Consider the following 23896-nt stretch of genomic DNA (forward strand, 5'->3'; position numbering starts at 1 on the left):
ATAAACAATGAATTTTAAACGAATTCAATGGATCTTCTTCTTTGCTTTCCTACTGTTTGATGTAATTATTGCTGGTTCCTTATTAGTCGAAAATCGGTTTATTATCGCTAATAATATTGGTGATAATTCCGAAGTAATCATGAAGGAAATGCGTAATGACTCAATTACCTTTAATAAACTCAGTAGTAGAGTCCATACCGGTTTTTACATTTCTGGTAAACGATCAGCTAGCGATGGTCAGTTAGACTCGGCCACGTCGCGATTAAGAAATCAGGATCAACATTTTAATGGCTATACACTTTCTAGTGAATTTGACCGTTCTATTCGGGTTGATCCCCAAGCACCAGAAGAACGTTTGAACCAATTAATTAAAAACAGCCACCAAGTTGCTTTTGGCAGTCATTATCGTTATAATCCTGCCTTATCGAAGGGCCAGACAGTAGTTTACTCACAGGTAATTGAAGGACGGCCTCTTATGAATGGCGATGGTCAGATTAAGTTCCACATGAATAATTCGGGGGAAGTTACTGGCTATAACCAAACTTATTTGGAAGATGCAACTGTCCTGCGTCCAGATACGCCCCTAATCAGTCAAAAGAAGGCTGTAACCTGGTTATACAAGCACAATCAAATTCCTAATAATTCTCGTATCCGCTGGTGTCAACTTGGTTATTCTCGTCTAATGACGACCAATACGGATAACAAGAACGTGTATATTCCAACGTGGACAGTTCAAATGAAAACGAAAAACTCAGGCGAGGTCGAACAGATTGCGATTAATGCCTTTAACAGTACAATCTTGAAGAATAACCAACAGACCAGTATTAATACTGATTCATTAAATCGGTAAGTAAGGAGTGTTGTGATGTGGAAGAAACAGATCCGTTACGTTATAGCATTTTAGCCAGTGGGAGCACAGGCAACGTTACCTATCTGGAGACAAAAGAACACCACATTTTAATTGATGCCGGCTTAAGTGGTAAAAGAATTGCGGGATTAATGGCCCAGATTCATCGTTCATTAGATGATGTGGACGCGATTTTCGTTACTCACGAACACTCCGATCATAGTCATGGTGTTGGTGTGTTAGCACGCCGCTACGGGATGGATGTTTATGCTAACCAAGGAACATGGGATGCGATGGCAAATAAGATTGGCAAGATTCCATTGGAGCAGAAGCACATTATTGCACCAAATAGCGTTAAGGACCTTGGTGATATGGATGTTGAAAGCTTTTCGGTATCCCATGATGCAGCCGAGCCGCAGTTTTATCAGGTCCACCATAACAACAAAACTTTCTGCATTCTCACCGATACAGGTTACGTATCAGACCGCGTCGAAGGTACTATTCGTGATGCAGATGCATACCTGATGGAATGTAACCATGATACTGAAATGCTGCGGATGGGTCCCTACTCATGGCCATTGAAGCAACGAATCCTTAGCGACACAGGCCACCTTTCGAATGAGGAAGGCGCAGATGCATTGATGGATGTGTTGGGGCGGCGAACTAAACGGATCTTCTTAGGACACCGCAGTCAGCATAATAATATGCGGTCATTGGCCCACCTAACAGTAGCTAGTTTGATGAAGGAGCATGATTTCGGTGTCAATCATGACTTTAAGTTATTAGATGCTGAACCAGATCATCCATCAAAGTTAATGACCCTATAAAGTTAAATAATCGCTACAACTAGTTCAAACTTTCTTCATATTCTTGCGATATGGTAAGAATGAATTAATTTTGTAAACGGGAGGATCATCAATGTCAGAACAAACACAACGCTCAAACCGCTTTTGGTTAAAAGTTGCGGGAATCGGACTCGTCGCTGGATTAATTGGTGGAGGCCTGTCATTAGGTATCGGTAGCGCAATTCAACACCATGAACAGGTTGCCAGTACGAAGGTTCCTGCTGGATCTAACAAAGCAGGCGGGACAGAAGTTCACAAGAATAAGGCAGAGTTAAATGGTGAATCAACCAAGGCATATAACTCAGTCAAGGGTGCGGTTGTTTCTGTGATTAATAAGCAACAAGTCCAATCATCCAATCAAGGAATTATGGGGATGTTTGGTGCGATTAATGGTGATGCTGACGACCAAGAAGGAGCACAGGGTAACAACAGTTCGAACTCTAGTAAGCTGCAAACGGCCAGTGAAGGTTCTGGAGTGATTTATAAGAAGTCTGGTAAGACGGCCTATATTGTCACTAATAATCACGTCGTTAAGGGATCTAGCGCCCTGCAAGTGATCATGAGCAATGGCCGAAGAGTAGATGCTGAACTGGTTGGGGCTGACGCAGCGACTGATTTAGCAGTATTGAAGATCAATGCTGCAAACGTCACAACAGTTGCCTCGTTCGGTAATTCCAATTCAATTGCCGCTGGTCAAGATGTTTTAGCGATCGGTTCACCAATGGGTAGTGAATATGCTAATACGGTTACCAAGGGAATTATTTCTGCTAAGAACCGGACACTGAAAGCTAGTTCAGATGGTACGATGACGTCAGTTATTCAAACTGATGCAGCGATTAACTCTGGTAACTCTGGTGGTCCTTTAATTAATTTAGCTGGTCAAGTCATTGGTATTAACTCTATGAAGCTCGCTGGTAGCAACGATGGCTCGTCAGTTGAAGGGATGGGCTTCGCAATTCCAAGTAATGAAGTCGTCAAGATTATTAACCAACTAATTAAGGATGGTAAGATCTCACGGCCAGCGTTAGGTGTGGGGATGATTGATTTGAGCCGGGTCACAACGGACCAACAAAAATCAGTCCTTAAACTGCCTTCTTCGGTTAACCGGGGAGTAGTTATTATGCAGGTTCAAGGTGGTTCACCAGCTGATAGTGCGGGATTAAAACAGTATGATGTAATTACGAAACTTGATAATGTTAAAATTACAAATACTGGGTCATTGAAATCAGCACTGTACAAGCATAAAGTTGGCGATACCGTATCAGTAACCTACTATCGTGATGGTCATCGCCACACTGCTAACCTGAAGCTATCCCAGACAGCAGCGGCCAACAGTGATAACAATAATAAACAAAGTGACGATAATCAGCAGTAATAATTTATCGCGTCGGTTCGTTAAGCGAACTAGACGCGATTTATTGTTTTAACAAAGTAAGTGGAGGAAAAAGAATGAATAATCCAAAGTTTAAATATCCAGATACGAAGGCATATAATTTCGTAGTGCAACGATTGCACAAGCGGGGTGTTGAGCTCAGTGACTTAGCTCAGGTAGCTTATGATACCCAAGTTAAGTATGAACCACAGTTGACGATGGCAGAGTGTCAAGAAGCAGTGGTTGATACAATGCATAAGCGGGAACTAATGAACAACGCTATGGTGATGCTTGAGCTGGATCGCTTGACTGAAGAAGGAAAGATTAAAGAACCATTATCTTCGATTATTAAAGCCGACGCAGGGGTATTTGGCGTGGATGAAACCCTTGCCCTACAGATTGCAACAATTTACGGAACGATTGGGACTACTAATTTTGGTTATTTTGACCGCGTAAAAACAGGGATTATGCAGAAATTTGATACTGATGGCACTCACGTTAATACGTTCATTGATGATTTGTTATCAGCGATTGTCGCTGCTGTTTGTGGAAAAATTGCCCATAAGTATGCTTAATTGATGAAAAAGCGAATGATTAGGAATTTAATGGTAATAATCATTCATAAAACCACGGATTGTGATATTTAGTTCACGATCCGTGGTTATTTTAATCTATATATTGTGGTGGGGATAACTGTGGAAAACTCTGTGGAAAGTTAAAGGGATTTTTCAACACTAGCAATAAATGTTAATATAGCAAGGATGAATCCAGTGTAAAAGTTATCCACAGGAGTGAGGGGTAATTGTTGATAAGTGGAAAAATTTAAAATATATGGATCATAAACGTTGATATATCAACGATAGATAGATGTGCTATCAAACACATGTTTCTGTTGATAACTGTGGATAAGTAAAACACTAGAAATCGGTTTCACCGAAATTTTACTAGCGAACATTCGGGAAATCGGTGGATAAAGTTGACTGCCTGTGGAAAACTTTGTGGATAAAATGTTGAAAGTGGTGGATTAGTAGTGAATATCAAAATAATTGGTGTGGGTAAGCTCAAAGAGAAGTATTTTAAGGCTGGGATTGCAGAATATGCTAAACGGCTCAGTCGCTTTTGTAAATTCAAGATTGTTGAAGTTCCCGACGAAAAGGCTCCTGAATCCTTGAGTCAGGCTGAAATGGATGAAGTCATGGCAAAGGAGGGTGAACGGATTCTTGCTAAAATTAAGGATCGTGAGTATGTTTACGCATTAGCGATTAAAGGTAAGGAACGAAGCTCAGAAGAATTTGCTAAAGAAATTAATCAATTAGCAACGTATGGTCATAGCGATATTACCTTTGTTATTGGTGGTTCATTAGGACTTAGCCCAGAAGTGCTGAAGCGAGCTGATACACAGATTTCCTTTGGTCGATTTACTTTGCCACACCAATTGATGCGGTTAGTGTTGTCAGAACAAATTTACCGGGCCTTTACTATTATTAATGGTCTGCCTTACCATAAGTAAAAAGAAGCATGTTGTGATGATAATGACATTATCACAACATGCTTTTCTTATGATTATTTAAATTGTGAAGAAATTTAGTCTAAATTATTAAAGCAAACTTTATTTCATTAAGAAAACTTATCTCTTATCTTAATAGTATTTAGATATCTATGTACGCATAGTATATTATGATCAGCAAATATCTAAAAGCTTAATAATAGGTTTTCCCCCTATGACGAATGCGGATAGATAGAAAGCAACTCAATCGTTACTTTTTATTTTGATCACAGGAGGATTATGATATGTTATCAAGAAATAATGTCCAAATGATGAGTCGTAAATTTAAGGCTCAAAGGGAACACTTCGGCCTACGTAAATTAAGTATTGGTGTGGCATCCGTGTTGTTAGGATTAACATTCCTGGGCGCGAGTAGTGTTTCGGCCGATGAAACAGTACATCAGGGACAGCAAGAAAATCAAGTAGAATTAATAAATGTCCAGCCCGCCAACATTACTAATGATGAAAGCGCGAGGCAACCTAGCTACAATGATGTAGTGAGTAGCAGCTCAGCAGAAACGGTACCAGTTTCGAGCGAAAATGCTCCGCAAGTGGTGGCAAATCCAGCCAATCAAATACAAAATTCGTCAGCATTATCAACCACGCAACCTGAAGCGAATACTTCTTCAGGGGTGGAAGCCTCGCCTGTTTCTTCCAACGCCGGAATAGTAAGTGAACAGTCAGAAGAATTAAAAACAACTGCTGATTCCTTAAAGCAGCCAACTGTTGGAGAAGTAGGGATAATCCATAATGACCAGACCCTAAAAGATAAGTATGGAATTGACATTAATCATTTAGATGCGAAAAGTGTTCTATTACTTGCATCATTGTTCCATATTTTTGCTAATGAAGCGAATTTAGGAGCAGATGTTAATGGCAATATTGCGGTTGGAACTTTAAATGGAATAGTTGATTTTGGAACTCGTGGAGATTCTATTCATTTAACTAATGGTGATATTTATTACATCCAACAATTATCAGAAGCGTTAAATAGCGGGTCGTTTCGAAATCCTGAATTTAACCATGTAATTTTCGGCAGTGACATAAATGTAGAAATTATTGATGATAAAGTATACGTTAATGGCAAACCGATGGATAATCTAAAACCTGAGGAAGTATTTAAAGACACGGCAGGATCACAATATATTAATTTTGCGGCTGTATTTCAGCGATTAATTAATGCTTCTAACTTCTATTCTGACCAATCAACTTCAGAAGGAGTGGTAATGGACTTTAGTGATATGAATAATCAAGTTATTGATGTCACTAATGCAAAGCCAACCGATAACGTTATTTATGTCAATATTCCTGCTAAGTATTTACAAGGGCCTCAACCAATCAAGATAAAGGGACTTTCCAGTAAAACTGATGGACCAACTATTATAATTAATGTTATAGATGGCATCATGGGATTATTTGAAGTTAATTCACAAATTCATTTGTACTACGATGGAAGTAATAGTCCTGTAAATAATGCGGAAAGTCATGAAGTTCCAAACCATGTTTTATGGAATTTCGGTACTGATGCAAAGAAAATTGATATCATGAGTGGTCGTTTCATGGGAAGTATTTTAGCACCTAATGCAATCGTCAATGCGCATGTTAATATTGATGGGAACATTATTGCTAATATCGTTAATATTATTGGTGGTGAAACTCACAGATGGGATATTCATCCAGTAGGCCCACCTTCATTTATTGAAATTCCAACGCCAGACCCAGATCCAGATCCAACCCCGGATCCAAACCCAGATCCAGACCCGGACCCAGATCCAGATCCAACGCCAGACCCAGATCCGGATCCAACCCCGGATCCAGACCCAGATCCAGATCCGGATCCAACGCCAGACCCAGATCCAACGCCAGATCCAGATCCAACGCCAGATCCAGATCCAACGCCAGACCCAGATCCAACGCCAGACCCAGATCCAGACCCAAACCCAACGCCAGACCCAGACCCAGATCCAGACCCAACGCCAGATCCAGACCCAAACCCAACGCCAGACCCAGATCCAGATCCAAACCCAGACCCGGATCCAGACCCAGATCCAGATCCAACGCCAGACCCAGATCCAACCCCGGATCCAGATCCAGACCCAACGCCAGACCCAGATCCAGATCCAAACCCAGACCCAGATCCAAATCCAAACCTAGATCCGGATTCAACACTAGCCCCGGGCCCAGGTTCCAATTCAGATCAGTCAGATAATGAAATCTCTATTACAGATAACATTGATGGAACACATACTGAAATTAAAGGAAATGATTCAACAATCGTAAACAAAATGACAGTTACGAAGTCACAACAAGATACTTTGCCACAAACTAGTAATAAATCAACTCGTGAAGTAACATTAGGTGGATTAGCATTGCTTCTGATTGCTGGGGCCCAACTGCTAATGGGCAGCTGGCTTCAACGTAAGAAACAGTAATATAACCTACTAGCTATTCCATTAGGGGATGGCTAGCTGAGGACGGCAATTAATTACTATTAATTGATTGTCGTCTGTGGTTAGCCATTCGGCTAGGGGGAGCGCCGAGAGTGAGAGCTCTCGATAGGCTAATAAGGTTTCTGATACTCAAGGATCCGAGTATTGGAAGCCTTTTTGATATGGTCAAATTATTAATATTTGTTCCACATGAAACACAGGATGAAACTGCTAATAAGACAAATAGATCAAATTGGTTCACTAGCTTAGCAGAATCGTTCTAGTAGGTGCCAGGTTATAATAAATCTAATATTAATTGGTATAGTGAATAAGCCAGCTGCTTTTCTTTGAAATAAACTTCACATTAGTGCATAATGAAAGCGTATTCGATTAGCTTAAGGAGGCTATTTTTATGAATAGACAATTTGACTTTTTAATGCCTAGTGTTAACTTCTTTGGCCCTGGTGTAATTGAAAAAATTGGTGATCGTGCCAAAATGCTCAATATGCACAAAGTATTAGTTGTTACCCAAGATAACTTGGCTGCCATTGATAATGGCCCAGTTAAGCAGACCTTGGCTTCCTTAGAAAAGGCCGGCGTTGATTACGCAGTCTTTACAGGGGTTGAACCTAACCCAAAGATCCGTAACATCAAAGCTGGTAAGAAGATGTACGAAGAAGAAAAGTGTGACTCCATCATTACTGTTGGTGGGGGATCCGCTCACGACTGTGGTAAGGGAATTGGTATCATCTTAACTAATGGTGATGACATTACTAAGTTAGCCGGAATTGAAACTCTGGACAACCCACTTCCACCATTGATGGCTGTTAATACCACTGCCGGAACTGGTTCAGAATTAACTCGTCACGCTGTTATCACTAACGAAAAGGACCACCTGAAGTTTGTTGTGGTTTCATGGCGGAATATTCCATTGGTATCCTTCAACGACCCAATGTTAATGCTTGATGTGCCACAATCAGTTACTGCTGCCACTGGTTGTGATGCCTTTGTTCAAGCAATCGAACCATATGTTTCTGTTGATCACAACCCAATTACGGACAGTCAGTGTAAGGAAGCTATTCAATTAATTCAAACTGCCTTACCAGCTGCCGTTGCTAATGGTCACAACGTGGAAGCTCGTACTAAGATGGTTGAAGCCGAAATGCTTGCCGGTATGGCCTTCAACAACGCTAACTTGGGTTATGTTCACGCAATGGCACACCAACTTGGTGGTCAATACGATGCTCCTCATGGTGTATGCTGTGCCCTTTTGCTGTCCACGGTTGAAGAGTACAACTTGATTGCTTGCCCAGAACGGTTTGCTGAATTAGCTCAAATTATGGGTTATGACACTACTGGTTTAACAACCATGCAAGCTGCCCAAAAGTCCATTGACGGAATGAAGGAAATGTGCAAGGCTGTTGGTATCCCAGCATCTATCAAGGAAATTGGTGCTAAGCCAGAAGACTTCCCATTGATGGCTGAAAATGCTTTGAAGGATGGGAATGCATTCTCCAACCCACGTAAGGGTACCAAGCAAGAAATCATTGACCTTTACCAAAAGGCATACGATGGTATTTACTAAATAGAACCTTATTAAGCATTTGAAGTACTCTTGATAATTTCTACGCTTTAGAATCCACCACTAATCATCACTGGTTAGTGGTGGATTTGTTGTTTAATGATCAAACTAATTAGTTCATCAAGCACTTAATATCATATGATTTCATACGATTTATTAGCGGTTAGTCAAATGTAATCGCTTTATAAGACATTTGATTTGTGATACGCTAAACAATGTAGAGTCGTGAAACGATCACAGGAGGTTTTGTCTTATGAAAATTAAAGCTGCTGTTGTAGATCAGAAGGGTGCTCAATTTGACATCCGAGACGACGTTGAATTAGCTGATATGCAAGCCGATGATTTACAAATTCATATGGTTGCATCTGGAATTTGTCACTCAGATGAAGCGCTACGGAAAGGTGACGCTGAAATCGGCTATCCAATTATTTTGGGTCACGAAGGTGCCGGCATTGTTGAAAAGGTGGGCCCTGAAGTTAAAAACTTTAAGCCTGGTGACCATGTTATCCTGTCATTCTATGGTTGTGGTAACTGCATTAACTGTTTGAAGGGTAAACCAACTAAGTGTTTAAACTATGCTGCTAACAATCTATCTGGAGTTCGTCCAGATGGTAGTGCCCACTTTACTGAAAATGGTCACCAAGTTGACGATATGTTTGACCAATCATCATTCACCACAACGACGGTTGTCCGTGAGCGGAACGCTGTTAAAGTACCAAAGGACTTGGATTTGCGGAAGTTAGGACCACTGGGTTGTGGCTACGTTACCGGTTCCGGAACTGTCTTTAATACCTTAAAGCCAGAACCAGGTTCCACAATTGCGGTTGCTGGTACTGGGGCGGTTGGCTTGGCCGCAATGATGGCCGGCAAGATTTCTGGCTGCACCACAGTTATTGCAATTGACCGAGTTCCAGAACGGCTGAAATTGGCTAAGGAACTAGGCGCTACCGATACTATTAATACCAATGATGTTGACATGGTTAAGGCTGTTCAAGACTTAACCGACGGCAAGGGAGTTGACTACTTAGTTGATACTACTGGGGTAACAAAGGTTCTTGAAGACTCCATTCAAGCATTAGCTCAAGGTGGTGTTCTTGCAGCCATCGCAGTTACTGCTAACCACATTGACGTTAATACGTGGACTGATCTTTGCCCAGCTGACCGGACTATTATCGGTGTCAACATGGGTGACTCGATCCCACAAGTTGATATTCCACGGTTAATTAAGTTCTACCAGCAAGGAATGTTTGACTTTGATAAGACTGAAAAGTTCTATGACTTTAAGGACATTAACCAAGCCAACGCAGATTCTGTATCAGGTAAGACGATTAAGCCAGTCTTGATCATTGACCCAGAATATAAGCCGGGAGAATAATCTTTATATTTATAAAATAAATAACAGCCACTAGCGTTTTTAAACGTTAGTGGCTGTTATTGTTTCATGTGGAACAGTGATTACCAATCTTGAGAGAATCCCTGTTGACGAATGGCATCAGGCAATTGATCGCGGTGGTTATTGTCACCCTTATCAAGCTTCTCACCCGCAATTTGGTGAGTAAAGGAATCAATGCGCTTATTGGTATCACGCAAGTCGTAATATTGTGCAACTTCCTTATCGTAGTCAGCAAGATCGCTCGCTTGAAAATCGCGGTGGTATTCATTATCAAATGCAATGAACTGTAACGGTAATCGGGGCTTTAACTGGGGCTTTTGGTCTGGTACGCCGACTTGTAAACCCAAAATAGGAAAGGTCATTTTTGGTAAATTAAGGACTTGAATGAGTTTTAAAGGATCATTCTTGATGGAACCTAGAATCACCCCACCAAGGCCCATACTTTCAGCGGCAGTTAAAGTATTTTGAACGGCCAAGATGGCATCTTCGCTAGCTTGCTGGAAGAGGTCAGTGGTGTGGAGAAGTCCATCATCTTTACCGGCTGCCTGACGAATCTTTTGATTGCGGTACATATCTACCAAGAAGATAAAGAGGTCCCCATTAGCACCAACGTAGGGTTGCTTGGAAATTTTCCGAATAGCAGCCCGTTTTTCAGGATCAGTAACATGGATGATACTGAATTGTTGCCAGAAATTGCTGGTTGAAGTATGACTGGCAGCGGTATACAAAGTGGTCAATTGTTCTTTGGTTAATGAGTGGGGTTTAAATGCCCGGATTGAACGATGATTAAATTGCTGATCAAGGGTTTGATTATGAATCATGAGACTGACCTCCTAAGCTATTTCTAACAATAATTTTAAATCAAAAAACGGACCATGACGGACCGAATTTAGTTAGAAAATTGGTGAAAGCAGCCGGGAGAATTGTTGCTTGAACTTTAACCAGGTCGATTGTTGAGCAAAGTATTCTTCAGTCATTGGCGTGCAATTCATCATGTCATCTTCAAAGATTTTCTTGAGCTTAGCAGATAATTCTGGACTATAAGTGAAGGCATTAACCTCAAAGTTGAGTTTATAACTTCGGTAGTCTTGGTTAGCGGAACCAACAGAAGCAATATTGGTTCCAGAAACAATCGTCTTGGCGTGAATAAAGCCGTTATCGTAGCGATAAACTTTAACACCGTTATGAACGAGGTATTTAGCGTAATATTCGGTCATTCGATAGACAAATGGGTGGTCTGGCATACAAGGCACCATGATGCGGACATCAACCCCACTTTTGGCAGCAATAATTAATGCTTCCAGGACCGAACTTTCGGGGATTAAATAGGGTGATTGGATGTAGACATATTTGCGAGCTGTTGCAATGATTCCTTCGTACCCGCGGCGAATAGCGTAATGGTCATTATCGGGACCAGAAGAAACAATCTGCATCGGTACATTATCGGACTGTGTTTCGTCAGGACGAATAACGTTAAATTGTGCTAACTCTTTGTCTAACTGCAAGTGTTGCTTATGTGTGCGCCGGCAAGTGGTGTTCCAGTCCATTGCAAAACGAACTTCCATCATTAAAGCAGCTTGTCCAATAACCCTTAAGTGGGTATCACGCCAATAACCGAACTTAGGACTGTCACCAAGGTATTGATCACCAATGTTAAAGCCCCCAATATAGCCAAGCTGGTGATCAATAATAACGAGCTTCCGGTGAAGGTGATAGTTCAGGCGAGGCGAGGTATACCACTTAGGTGAACTTGAAATAAATGCCTGAGCTTCGCCACCGAGCTTTGTCAATGGGGCAAAGAAAGCTGGTTTCGTTCCCCGTGAACCACTAGCATCGTACAAGACGCGTACCTTGACGCCGCGTTGAGCTGCCCGTACCAACGCATCAAGAACGCGATGACCCAGGTGGTCAGCATAGAAAGTGTAATACTCAATGGCAATGGAGTGTTTTGCATGGTCGATGTCGTCAATTAGTTGTGCAAATTTGGCGTGGCCATCAGTGAAGACTTTAACCTGATTATTAAAGGTCAAGATGGCATCGTCGTTGTTTAAGTTTAATTCGGCTAACATACGAGCTCGTGGCTTACGATCGCTGCGTGGCAATAGTTGGTGCTGGTTTAGCAATTGATGCTGTTTGTCTAAGAAAGAATCACGAAAGGCCGCCTGTTCTTTTTGAATACTAAAAATATCATCATGCGATAGTTGACGCCCAACGAACATGTAGAGAATAAAACCAACATAGGGGAATACTGATAAGACAAGTAGCCATGCCCACGTTGCTGCAATATCACGACGACTCCGGAAAACCGTCCATATTGCAAAACCAATGTTAATCAGCCATAGTACTTCAATGATGCGTCGAATAACATCCCAAGACCAAACCATTATTTTTCTCCTTTAAAAAATGATATTAATCAATAATCTCTTATATCATACGCTATTTAAGCTTCGGGTGCTTATTCATTATAGGGATTAACACTCCAAATAATGCATATAAAAAATGACCTCAAGGCAACTCATACTTGAGGTCATTCAGAACCTATTTATCCAGTTCTTTTCTTAAAATTTGCCACATTTCTTCATGCTGACCATTGAAGAAGTGCGGTGGTTGCTGATCTAGTGACCAGAACTTTGTTTCATTGGTTTCGGTCGGCTTAGTTGCAAAATGTTTATGGTTAGCTAATTTAACAAGGAAAAAGGCGTTGATTGGCTGGACCTTATCACCATTTGGGTAAGTGTAAAAATCTTGATCCATTAGTTGCAATAACTTAATAGGGGTAACCTCAAAGCCGCCATCTTCCTTGAATTCCCGCTTAAGGGTGTCGACAAATGATTCGCCATACTCCATATAGCCACCCACCGGGGAAGCCCCAATCGCCCGTATCGGCACGGCTTTGCAAGAGGACTGCCCCCTGATCATTTAATAATGCACCAGATGCAGACGTCATGATTAATGGTTCATGCCCCACCTTATCGCGAATGCGTTTAATATATGCCATATTAGTAATCCTTATTCACGTACGAAGCCATTTGCCACAAACTTGGTTCCAAATTCAAGCGTGTTACGAACGGGACACTTACGTTCAACTTCCGCCATAAACTTTTGAACATCTTCGTCTGATTCGTCGGTACGAAGGTGCGGAGTGAAACGAATCTCGGTAAATTTACTGCGGTTATCACCGTCAGCGACATCTTCGCGACCAAGGTCACCGTCAATATCAATCCAAAATGCGCGTAAGTCAAAATGCTTCTTTCTGGCAAGTTCATGCGCTGTAATAGCGGTACATGCACCGAAGGAGGTTAGCAGCACTTCTACCGGGTTCATCCCCGTGTTGGTGCTGTTTGGTTCGTCGAAGGTGATTTCAAAGCCCCGGGTGCTGGCGGAAACTTGGAGACCGGTCGAGGTCTTGGTTGCTTTAACTTTAAAAGTACTCATAATGTATCAACTCCTTTATTGTTAATCACAGTATGACGAAAGAGGGAGGGGATGGCAAATAATATGCATAGAGTGCGAGCCGGATTAGAAGGACGTATGGCTAACCTAAGACAGTGCTTGGCGTGCAAAGCACGTCAAGTATCTGTCTGTAGTTAGCTACTAGTCCTTCCCGGCGAGCACGTTTTGACTCGGTAGCATTAGAACGTCATCGTGCGGTCACGGCGAGCATATTTCGACTCAGTTGCATAAGAAAGGCGAGCACGTTTCGACTCGGTCGCAGTAAAATTTCATTTAAATAGCAAAAAAGCCACCGCGGGGAGCAGTGACTTTTTTGTAGAATTGGAATGAGTAAAATAGTTATTCCCAGATACTTGGGGGAATACCTGGGAATGATCAAAGCACACATAGAAAAGAGATAACAATCACTATCTTTGCCATTCCTCAATTGATTAAGAGATTATCATTATTCTAATCTTTTTCTAATATATGTCAATAGTTTTTAAAAAAGAAAATCCAAAAAATTTAAAAATATTTCACTTTTTTGCTATATCACACTTGTGTTATATCACAAATGTGATATACTAGTAGATGTAAAGGAAGTGAGGTTATGCGGATTGATGTTAAACACTACTTGACAGTCCATAATTTGACGATTTATCAAGTATCAAAGCGGTCCGGATATGGTTACACGACTTTACACAAATCTTTCAATAAACCACAGTCGAGCTCAACCTCACTGAATTTGCGAGATTTGGACGCTTTAGCCCAAGCCCAACACAAGCGAATGTGGGAAGTGCTGAAAGAATTGGAAGAGCACTATTTGGAATGAAGTTATGATAAGTCGATGTAGCCTGGAAGGGATTATTCCTTTAACGAAAAACAAGACTACTAATTTGGAATGAATATACTTTTAAGGGGGATTGCAATATGGCTCAAAATCCAATGAATCCATTTGACAGTGACATGAATGACATTTTTAACTCATTAATGGGTGGCATGAATGGTTACAATTCAGATAACCGTCGTTACCTTATTAATGGTCGTGAAGTTACTCCTGAAGAATTTGCCCAATATCGGCAAACAGGACGGTTGCCAGGCGGTGCAAATCCTCAAGAAGGCCGTCCTGGTCAACAAAAGCAAGGAAAAGAAACTATTTTACAAAAGCTCGGTCGTAATTTAACGGAAGAAGCTCGTCAACACAAGCTGGACCCAGTTATTGGCCGTAACAAAGAAATTCAAGAAACTGCTGAAATCCTAAGCCGGCGGACAAAGAACAACCCAGTATTAGTTGGTGACGCTGGTGTTGGTAAGACTGCTGTTGTTGAAGGCTTAGCTCAAGCCATTGTGTCTGGAGATGTTCCAGCTGCGATTAAAGATAAGGAAATTATCTCAATTGATATTTCCAGTCTGGAAGCTGGTACTCAATACCGTGGCAGTTTTGAAGAGAATATGCAAAAGTTGATTACTGAAGTTAAGAAAGCCGGAAACGTTATTCTCTTCTTCGATGAAATTCACCAGATTATTGGTGCTGGATCTGCAGGTGATGCCGACGGTTCTAAAGGGATGGCTGACATTATCAAGCCAGCTTTGTCACGTGGTGAAATCACGGTAATCGGTGCTACTACTCAAGATGAATACCGGAACACAATTATGAAGGACGCTGCTTTAGCTCGGCGGTTCAACCCAGTAACGGTTAACGCCCCAAGCAAGGCTGACACTTTAGCAATCTTGAAGGGTATTCGGACATTATACGAAAAGCACCACAACGTTAAGTTGCCAGACGATGTCCTTAAGGCAGCGGTCGACTACTCTGTTCAATACATGCCACAACGGTCCTTACCTGACAAGGCAATTGACTTGGTTGATATGACTGCCGCTCACTTAGCTGCAAAGCACCCTGCTCACGATGCTAAGCAAATTGAAAAGGACATCGAGAACGAAAAGAAGAAGCAACAAGATGCTGCTAAGAAGGAAGACTACAAGACTGCTCAAGCTGCCAAGGATAAGATTGCGGAATTGCAAAAGCAACTGAAGCAAGGTTCTGAAGATGATAAGGTTACTGCTACTCCAGAAGATGTTGCTAAGGCAGTTGAACAGATGACTGGTATTCCAGTATCCAAGATTGGGGCTTCTGATGTTGAACGTCTAAAGGACATGGACAAGCGGCTTGAAGGCAAGGTCATTGGTCAAGACGAAGCTGTTGAAGCGGTTGCTCGTGCTATTCGTCGTAACCGGGCTGGTTTTGACGAAGGTGACCAACCAATTGGTTCCTTCCTCTTCGTTGGACCTACCGGTGTTGGTAAGACTGAATTAGCTAAGCAATTAGCACTTGACATGTTTGGCTCCAAGAATGACTTGATTCGGTTGGACATGTCAGAATACTCTGACCGCACTGCTGTTTCTAAGTTAATTGGTGCTACTGCAGGTTACGTTGGTTATGAAGACAACGGTAACACATTAACTGAAAAAGTTCGTCGTCACCCATACTCCATCATCTTGCTTGATGAAATTGAAAAGGCTAACCCACAAGTTATTACCCTTTTGCTCCAAGTATTAGATGACGGTCGTTTGACTGACGGTCAAGGGAACACGGTTGACTTCAAGAACACCGTTATCATTGCTACTTCTAACGCTGGTTACTCTAACGATGCTCCAGTAAAGCTTGGTGAGAACCAAAGTGAAGAAGACTTGATTAAGAAGTTGACAGCATACTTCCGTCCAGAATTCTTGAACCGGTTCAACGCCATTGTTGAATTCCACAGCCTGACTAAGGACAATTTGAAGAAGATTGTTGACTTGATGTTGGCAGATGTTAACAAGACGTTGGCTAAGAAGGACATGGATGTTAAGGTTACTGACACAGCAAAGCAATACCTGATTGATGAAGGTTACGACAAGGCCATGGGTGCTCGTCCACTTCGTCGGGTAATTGAACGGGAAATCCGTGACAAGGTCACTGACTACTACCTTGACCACTTGGACGCAAAGCACTTAGTTGCTGAAATGCAAAATGGTAAGTTAGTAATCGTGGATGCTAAGGACGCTGTTGCTGATGACAGTAAGGAATACACTCCAGTTGACGACCACCAAGAGGACAAGAAAGAAGATACTAGTTCAGACAAAGACTAATCCTAAATAATAATGAGCCTCCTAGTGACGCAGATGCGCCGCTGGGAGGCTCGTTTTTGTTCACAAAAAGGTTTAGACTGAATAATTAGTTATGAGAAACGGAAAGAGAGATTCAACAATGGATCATGAAGTTAAACGTGGTGATATCTGGTACGCTCATTTATCACCAGTAGTTGGTTCAGAGCAGGGTGGGGACCGGCCAGTGGTCGTTGTGCAGAATGATGTTGGCAATCGCTTTAGCCCAACGGTCATTGTTGCTCCGGTCACCACTCAAACCCAGAAAAGGCGCTTTCCCACGCATGTTCCAATTACTAAAGCGGTGACGGGAATTCCCAAAAATTCAGTTATTTTGCTTGAACAGCTGCGGACAATTGATAAACAACGTTTAATGGACAAAATAAACCACTTAGATGATGTAATGATGGCCCAAGTGGATCATATGTTGAAAGTGAGCTTGGGACTAGCGGATTAATCCTTGCATAAAGTCGTTATTAATACGGTGAAGTTTGTTGTCACTACCTAAGTTAAGTTCGTACCCTAGCCGTTGGGTATCGATTTTATCCTTGACCGTCACAATCCCTCGTTGAATAAAGCCAAAATCAGCAGCCAGGTGTTGGACGGGTTTATTTAGTTTATGCGTATCCAAACGGAAATTCTTCATTCCCTGCATTTGACCAATCGTGAGCAAATTAGAAAACATAAACTTAGAAAGGTGTTGACCGCGGAAATCGCTGCTAATGGCAAGACGGTGAATGGTGGCATATGGTGCATTAGGTTGTGCCCACTGCCCGTGATGAATAACCTGGTAAGATGGCTCGGGGGTTAGCTGTAAGGTTGCCGTGCCAGCAACTTGTTTACCAACCATGAGGACCCAGTTGTCTTGTCGCGCAATATCGCTGGTTAAGACTTGCCGGTTGGGGTGGCCATCCTGCCATTGCGGACTGCCATAGGATCTCAGAAAGGATTTTGCTTGGTTGATAATTTCCATAATCGAATCTAAATCGCGGGTTTGACCGCGCCGTAGGTAAATAGCTGTCATATAATGTCACCTCTTGAATTTGTCCCTATTATTAGCGCATCTGAATAATATTTCAAATTACGGTAATTTCGTTTGGCGAATCATTGGTTCGTCCTAATGATTGAGTTAAAATATACGTAACTAATTGGATGATAAAGGGGGTTATGCAATGCTATTGACGTGGAACATTATCAAATGGCTATTAATTGCAATTATCCTCCTAAACGAAGTGGCAGCCATCTTCACCGTTTTCCGTGAAAAACGGGATATTGCGGCAACGTGGGCATGGCTACTGGTGTTAATGCTGATTCCGGTAATCGGCTTTATTTTTTACGCCTTTTTGGGTCGGAAACTACCACAACGGCGGTTGGAACGGATCAAGTCGCAAACCCAATTAAAGCTTAAAAAGGCTGTTGACCGGCAGAAAACGCAATTTCAAAATATGCCTCGACCGAAACACTCCACGGTCCAAACGTACCGGCGCACGATTATGCTGTTCCAAAGTTTGGATAATGCTTTTTTAACGCGCCATAATCACGTGGACGTCTATACCACCGGTAAGGAATTTTTCGCACACCTATTTGAGGATATAGAAGCGGCCACCCAAACGATCAATATTGAATTTTATACCATTTATAACGATCAAATTGGTAACCAACTACGGACACTGTTGGAACAAAAAGCGGCCGAAGGGGTCGAAGTACGAGTCCTGTATGATTCATGGGGATCAATGGGAGTCCGCAAGAGCTTCTACGATGGCTTACGGAAACGGGGCGGCTATGCAGCACCATTCCTGATGACGCATAGTAACTTCATTGATTTCCGGCTAAACTACCGTGACCACCGGAAGATTGTGACAATTGATGGTCAAATCGGTTATGTCGGCGGCTTTAATATTGGTGACCAGTACCTAGGCCTTGTTAAAAAGTTCGGCCCATGGCGTGATACTCACTTACGGATTGTTGGTGGTGGGGTATATAGCCTGCAGCAACGATTCATTCGTGACTGGAATGCCACGATGAAAGATCCAGCTGACCGAATTAGCCACTACGGTATCTTTTTCCCTGAAATCAAAATTGATAAAGATCAGCCAGACAATGATACCGCTTTACAAATTGTATCTTCAGGACCAGAAGCACCATTGGAAAATATTAAATTGGGTTACTTGCGGCTAATCAATGCGGCCACTGACCATATCTGGATTCAAACCCCATACTTGATTCCCGACGATAGTGTATTAGACTCTTTGCGGGTGGCTGCTCATTCAGGCATTGATGTTCGGATTATGGTGCCATGTAAGCCAGATCACCCCTTTGTCTACCGGGCAACTCAATACTATGCTCGGCAGTTGGCAAATGAGGGTGTTACGATTTACTTCTACCAAAAGGGATTCCTCCACGCCAAGACGGTCATGGTTGATGACAAGATGGCCTCAGTGGGATCAGCAAACGTTGATTTTCGGAGCTTCAAACTCAACTTCGAAATTAACTCATTTATTTATGACCTTGAAATGACTGACCACCTTGAACAGATTTTTGTGAATGATATTCGTGATAGTCGCGTTATAACCCCAGAAATGTTTGCGGGGATGTCGCGGTGGTTGCGCTTCAAGCAGACATTTTCACGCCTGTTTTCACCAATTTTGTAACAGGATAAGGAGGCTTCATAATGACAGTTCCATCAATCGGCTTGATCGTTTATTTACTTTTAGGAGGGATCGTCGCAGGAATTCTTTCATCTGCCGCCTCATTTGCTTCCCTTGCGTCATACCCATTATTACTGAGTGTCGGGGTGGCACCAGTGTATGCGAATGTTACTAATGATGCGGCGCTGATCTGGAACAGTCTCGGGGCCGTCTTTGCTTCAGGACGAGAGTTACATGGGCATTGGCGGCAGGTATGGACATACGGCCTTTTTACCGTGGTGGGTTCAATTATTGGCTGTTTTTGCCTCTTAGCTTTTCCGGGCAAGGTATTTGAACGAGTAGTACCATTCTTTATCTTGATTGCTGGTGCGCTGATTTTAATTTCTGGAAAGCATCAACCGGATTTAACTAAGCAAAAGCCAGCATGGCTCAAAGCCTTGTATATTTTTCTGTTAATCATCGTCGGCGGTTATGCTGGTTACTTTGGTGCCGCTAGTGGAATTGTTATTCTGGTCTTATTAACGTATTTGACAGACGAAAACTTTTTGGTTTCCAACGCCATTAAAAATGCTGTCTGTGGGTTAACCAACCTTGTTGCCCTAATTATTTACTCTTTTCGCTCACGGATTTATTGGTGGTATGCGATCCCGATGGCGGTGGGGATGTTTATTGGGGGCTACCTTGGTCCTATCGTAGTCCGTCATGTTTCTGCACGATTAATGCGGTGGTTAATCGCGTTACTAGCAGTAACTCAAGCAATTATCTACTTTAAACAGGCTTATTTATAATTTTCTTTGGCTGTCATTGAGCAGCTTTTTTGTTACCTAAGTAAACGTCTGTTCGACTGCGTATGTTACAATAAAATGCGAATTTATTCTTATGAGAAAAGGACGGATCAGCGTGGGAACTCTTAACTTTGTCTTAGGGACGGAAGCAATGGATCACCAACAAGTCTTGATTGACCAATTGGCTGACCAGGTACGGACAGCACCACAAAAGGACCAATTCTTTTACTTGGTGCCTAACCATATTAAATTTGAAACAGAAATAAATGTTCTAGCTGGTTTGCGGCAACGAGCAGGGATCAGTGATAACGGTCGCTTTGCTTCTGATCGGGTTCAAGTTCTCTCTTTTAGCCGACTAGCGTGGTTCCTAATGCGTGATCAACCGGAATTTCAGCGGCCGCGATTGTCCCAAATTGGGATGGCAATGTTAGTGTCCAAAGTCGTCCAAGAGCACGAGGATGACCTTCACTTGTATGCTTCTGAAATTCACCAACCTGGTTTCATCCAAAAACTCCGCGATCAGCTGACAGAATTACAGACTGCTAATATTTCACCCGATGAATTCCAAGATATTATTTCCCGGGTAATAAATGAAAATGATAATGTTAATCGCGCGTGGATTGCTAAAATGCAAGACGTTGCGTTAGTTTACCAAGCGTATCAGCAGCAATTACACAAGCACTTCTTATCCAGTGGCGAACTGTATCACCAGCTTGCGGCCTTTTTGGCTGATAGTCCAGCAACCAAGCATATGCATTTCTTTTTGGACCGCTTTGCCCAGTTTACTGCTAGTGAACAGGAAGTTGTTAATTCTTTAATCCTTCACGGAGCTTCTACCACCGTTTCACTCAACCTTGATCGGGGATACCCTGATCAGAATCACCCGAACCCCCATGACTTGCCATCCTTAAATGACTTATTTTACTCGGCAGCAATGCAGTATCGCCGTCTTTGGAAAATAGCCCAAGCACATCCAAACCAGGTGGAACTGGTAAAAAATGTGATCTTTGCTGACCAGCCGCGGGTAAGTACGAGTCTGCAGCAGGTAGATCATTACTTTAAACGATATGCGCAGGGTCCCCTCACAGATGAAGTGGGTGAGCAACTCGCTGATCCACGGCAGGTCACCTTTTCAACGATGATTAATCGCCGGGCAGAGCTGAATGCCGTTGCCACCAAAATTCGACAATTGGTTACTAGTGGCCGTTATCGTTATCGTGATTTCTTAATATTAAGCCGTCACCTGGATGCATATCAGACAATGATTGAGCCAGTTTTTGCTAATCATCAGATCCCCGTTTTTAATGACCATGAACGAAAAATGGACCAACATCCATTAGTACTACTCCTGTCATCCTTACTGGCGCTTCCCGAACACAATTATCAGCTGGCGGATGTGATGCAGGTTCTTAAAACCTGGCTGCTTGTGCCGCGGAATGATAATGGTGACCTCATGGCAATTACCGATTTTCAGGAAGCGGTTTTTGCCACAGAAAACTGGTGCCTTAAGCATGGTATTAAGGGCAAAAATGATTGGCAAACGACCAATTCAGATAAGATCAATCAGTTATGGCAGACCCACGATGATAATCCCCGGCACCAAAATGACCCATCATCAGCGGTGAACGTTTTAAACCGTCAACTGTTACTAGTTAAAGACTATGTTAGGACTCAGCTGATCCCGCTATTTGATCGCCTGTTTTCTGCAACTGATGGGCAATCTTTAGCAACAACATTGTTTAATTTTTTGCAGGATGCTGGCGTTACTGAACGGTTATACCAATGGCAGCAATACCAAAGTACTCGTGATTTGGACCTGGCCCAGCGGCCCCAACAGGTGTGGGATACTTTTTGCCAAATACTTCAGGAATATGTTGATATTTTAGGAGACGAGTCCATTCCAGATGGAAAAGGGTCAGCAACCCTCGCCACCTTCAGTGAACTTTTACAGTCAGGGTTTGCGGCGGCTCAATATTCACAAATTCCAGCAACCTTGGACCAAGTCGTTATTTCTGAAACGGGAATTGTCCAGAGCCTGAATAAAAAGATTGTTTTTATGATTGGCTCGACGGATGATGTGATGCCAGAAATGCAAGACAATGAAGGACTAATTACTGATCAAGATAAAGAATTAATTGATAATTACTTGGACCACGATTACCAGTACTTACCGGGCGATGCTAACCAGGAACTGGCCAATGAACCGTTTGTCAACTATAGTGGCATGTTAACTGGTCAAGAACGGCTAATAATGACGGCACCTTTAGCTAACAATGATGATCAAGAGTTATCGCCGTCACCATACCTTACGGATATGGCCAATTACTTCCATCAGGCGGTAAACTTCTACCCGCTAGCTACTAGCAAAATGGGTCTGGATCACGCCGGATTATTCTTGTCTGCACCACAAGCAAGCCTTAATCAATTAGTTCAAGTTGGTCGTCTCGCCCGTGATCAAGCTGTTCAAACGCATCAGCCTGAGCAGTTGCCAGTGAGCTGGCACTTACTTGCCAATCAACTGGTTAAATTAAGTGCAGAACCTGGACAGGAACACCTGAAGCGGCAACTAGGACTTATCGCCCGTGGCTTTAACTACGCTAACACCGTTGATAGTTTGGGTCGGCAACTGGCCGAAGCACTTTATTTACGGACAGCGCGTGACCGTAATGAGCAGCATGTCCTCTATGCTTCGATCTCCCAATTACAAGACTTCTATACTAATCAATACGAGTACTTCTTAAAGTACGGGTTACGTCTGCAAAAACGTGATCAGTTAGCGATGTCAACTGACCGAGTTGGGACATTCTTCCACAAAGCGATGGAGACCTTTGTTAATCAGGTAGTGGACAATAAGTTGAACCTTAATCGCCTTAACCAAGACCAGCAACAATTGCAAGAATTAATTAGGCAGTCTTTATCCACGGCAACTGACAGTCAACCAGATATGGCACGGCTAGCAGCTGGATCTGCCCAGGCAGCATTCCAGTATCAGCAGTTGCGTAGTATCGTTACAACGATGATCAAAATTTTGTGTAAGCAGGCCCAATACACGGGACTACGACCATTTAAGACGGAAGCACAATTTGGACGGATTGGCAGTCCTGACCACGTGAACTTACAACCACTTGATTACCCGTTGAGTAATGGTAATCGAATCTATTTGCGCGGACGGATTGACCGCATTGATCGGCTAACTAACGCATCCCCTGACCAAGACTTCTTGACCGTGGTGGACTATAAGTCTGGCGATCGACGCTTTGACCTCACGTCTGCTTATTACGGGATTTCTTTGCAATTGCTAACATACCTGAACGGCTTGCAGGCTAACTTGACCCAGTTAAAGGTTCCCAGCGCTCAACTGGCGGGTGCCCTGTATTTGCACTTGGCTGACCCTAAATTTAATTGGAATCGCAATCAAAAGAAGACGCTGGATGAATTAGAGTTATCCGCTCACCAGTACAAGGGAATCCTACTTGATCAGCCACAATTACTGGACCAACTAGATCACAGTATTCAGGAACAACAATCCGTGTTGTATCCATTGCGGGTTACCAAGAAAGGGAGTATTTCAGCACGCAAGGACGCCTTGCTGGTGAATGACCAGCAGCTAAAATGGTTGCAGGAGCATAATCGGCAACTAATTATCAATGCCGGAAATCAAATCCTTAGCGGTGACCTTCACCTTAATCCATACCGGTTAATTGAAGGCAGTAATCGTAAAACGGGACTTGATTATAGTGACTTCCTGGATATCTATCAGTTTGATAATATGCTAGATCAGAGTCGTTATCGTCAGTTGAATCCTCAAACGGCGGAAGACGAATTTAAACAGGCTGGTCACAATGATGATCATCGGAAAGGGGAATAATC

The 23896-nt window shown here is 42.6% G+C and carries 18 protein-coding genes and 1 pseudogene; 14 read left to right on the forward strand and 5 right to left on the reverse strand.

Annotated features, from left to right (window positions below; translation table 11 throughout):
- Positions 1-7 precede the first annotated feature (7 nt).
- The 8 genes from FD27_RS04085 (at position 8) to FD27_RS04120 (ending at position 9996) form a co-directional block, all read left to right on the forward strand.
- Positions 8-850 (forward strand): two-component system regulatory protein YycI, encoded by an 843-nt coding sequence (locus FD27_RS04085; RefSeq protein ID WP_057749926.1) that lies wholly within the window; start codon positions 8-10, stop codon positions 848-850.
- 17 nt (positions 851-867) lie between these two features.
- A complete protein-coding gene (locus FD27_RS04090) occupies positions 868-1674 on the forward strand; it encodes an MBL fold metallo-hydrolase (protein ID WP_057749928.1) in 807 nt (268 codons plus the stop codon).
- 91 nt (positions 1675-1765) lie between these two features.
- Positions 1766-3067 (forward strand): S1C family serine protease, encoded by a 1302-nt coding sequence (locus FD27_RS04095; RefSeq protein WP_057749931.1) that lies wholly within the window; start codon positions 1766-1768, stop codon positions 3065-3067.
- 74 nt (positions 3068-3141) lie between these two features.
- Positions 3142-3639, forward strand: coding sequence for a phosphatidylglycerophosphatase A family protein (locus FD27_RS04100; RefSeq protein WP_057749934.1), 498 nt, complete (start codon positions 3142-3144; stop codon positions 3637-3639).
- A 455-nt stretch (positions 3640-4094) separates the two neighbouring features.
- Positions 4095-4574 carry a 23S rRNA (pseudouridine(1915)-N(3))-methyltransferase RlmH gene (gene rlmH, locus FD27_RS04105; RefSeq protein ID WP_057749936.1) on the forward strand — a complete coding sequence of 160 codons (480 nt, stop codon included), beginning with the start codon at positions 4095-4097 and terminating at the stop codon, positions 4572-4574.
- A 281-nt stretch (positions 4575-4855) separates the two neighbouring features.
- Complete coding sequence (locus FD27_RS04110; protein WP_057749939.1) at positions 4856-7042, forward strand: collagen-binding domain-containing protein; 2187 nt, start codon at positions 4856-4858, stop codon at positions 7040-7042.
- A 409-nt stretch (positions 7043-7451) separates the two neighbouring features.
- Positions 7452-8624 carry an iron-containing alcohol dehydrogenase gene (locus FD27_RS04115; protein ID WP_057749941.1) on the forward strand — a complete coding sequence of 391 codons (1173 nt, stop codon included), beginning with the start codon at positions 7452-7454 and terminating at the stop codon, positions 8622-8624.
- Positions 8625-8874: 250 nt separating this feature from the next.
- The gene (locus FD27_RS04120) at positions 8875-9996 is read left to right on the forward strand and encodes an NAD(P)-dependent alcohol dehydrogenase (RefSeq protein WP_057749944.1); all 1122 of its coding nucleotides are present in this window, start codon (positions 8875-8877) and stop codon (positions 9994-9996) included.
- An 80-nt stretch (positions 9997-10076) separates the two neighbouring features.
- On the opposite strand, the gene FD27_RS04125 is transcribed toward FD27_RS04120, so the two are convergent.
- From FD27_RS04125 to FD27_RS04140, 4 genes and pseudogenes are all read right to left on the reverse strand, one after another.
- The gene (locus FD27_RS04125; RefSeq protein WP_057749947.1) at positions 10077-10835 is read right to left on the reverse strand and encodes an NADPH-dependent oxidoreductase; all 759 of its coding nucleotides are present in this window, start codon (positions 10833-10835) and stop codon (positions 10077-10079) included.
- A gap of 72 nt (positions 10836-10907) precedes the next feature.
- Positions 10908-12398, reverse strand: coding sequence for a cardiolipin synthase (gene cls, locus FD27_RS04130; protein ID WP_057749949.1), 1491 nt, complete (start codon positions 12396-12398; stop codon positions 10908-10910).
- 154 nt (positions 12399-12552) lie between these two features.
- Positions 12553-13012: pseudogene (locus tag FD27_RS04135) on the reverse strand (NUDIX hydrolase).
- An 11-nt stretch (positions 13013-13023) separates the two neighbouring features.
- The gene (locus FD27_RS04140; RefSeq protein ID WP_057749952.1) at positions 13024-13449 is read right to left on the reverse strand and encodes an OsmC family protein; all 426 of its coding nucleotides are present in this window, start codon (positions 13447-13449) and stop codon (positions 13024-13026) included.
- 607 nt (positions 13450-14056) lie between these two features.
- Here FD27_RS04140 and FD27_RS04145 point away from each other — a divergent pair.
- From FD27_RS04145 to FD27_RS04155, 3 genes are all read left to right on the forward strand, one after another.
- A complete protein-coding gene (locus FD27_RS04145; protein WP_057749955.1) occupies positions 14057-14278 on the forward strand; it encodes a hypothetical protein in 222 nt (73 codons plus the stop codon).
- Positions 14279-14376: 98 nt separating this feature from the next.
- The gene (locus FD27_RS04150) at positions 14377-16578 is read left to right on the forward strand and encodes an ATP-dependent Clp protease ATP-binding subunit (protein ID WP_057749958.1); all 2202 of its coding nucleotides are present in this window, start codon (positions 14377-14379) and stop codon (positions 16576-16578) included.
- 118 nt (positions 16579-16696) lie between these two features.
- Positions 16697-17050 (forward strand): type II toxin-antitoxin system PemK/MazF family toxin, encoded by a 354-nt coding sequence (locus tag FD27_RS04155; protein WP_057749961.1) that lies wholly within the window; start codon positions 16697-16699, stop codon positions 17048-17050.
- Here the strand turns inward: FD27_RS04155 and FD27_RS04160 are convergent.
- Entirely contained in the window at positions 17039-17617 is a 579-nt protein-coding gene (locus tag FD27_RS04160) for a GNAT family N-acetyltransferase (RefSeq protein WP_057749963.1), read from the reverse strand. The genes FD27_RS04155 and FD27_RS04160 overlap by 12 nt on opposite strands.
- 148 nt (positions 17618-17765) lie before the next feature.
- Between FD27_RS04160 and cls (FD27_RS04165) the strand changes: the two genes are divergently transcribed.
- The 3 genes from cls (FD27_RS04165) to FD27_RS04175 all read left to right on the forward strand — a co-directional run bounded on the left by cls (FD27_RS04165) (position 17766) and on the right by FD27_RS04175 (position 23894).
- Positions 17766-19244, forward strand: a complete 1479-nt coding sequence (gene cls / locus FD27_RS04165; RefSeq protein WP_057749966.1) for a cardiolipin synthase — start codon at positions 17766-17768, stop codon at positions 19242-19244.
- Between the two features lie 20 nt (positions 19245-19264).
- A complete protein-coding gene (locus FD27_RS04170) occupies positions 19265-20029 on the forward strand; it encodes a sulfite exporter TauE/SafE family protein (protein ID WP_057749969.1) in 765 nt (254 codons plus the stop codon).
- A gap of 91 nt (positions 20030-20120) precedes the next feature.
- Positions 20121-23894 carry a PD-(D/E)XK nuclease family protein gene (locus FD27_RS04175; RefSeq protein ID WP_185154759.1) on the forward strand — a complete coding sequence of 1258 codons (3774 nt, stop codon included), beginning with the start codon at positions 20121-20123 and terminating at the stop codon, positions 23892-23894.
- Positions 23895-23896 lie beyond the last annotated feature (2 nt).

Origin of the sequence: Limosilactobacillus frumenti DSM 13145 (assembly GCF_001436045.1) — a bacterium.
Lineage (GTDB): Bacteria > Bacillota > Bacilli > Lactobacillales > Lactobacillaceae > Limosilactobacillus > Limosilactobacillus frumenti.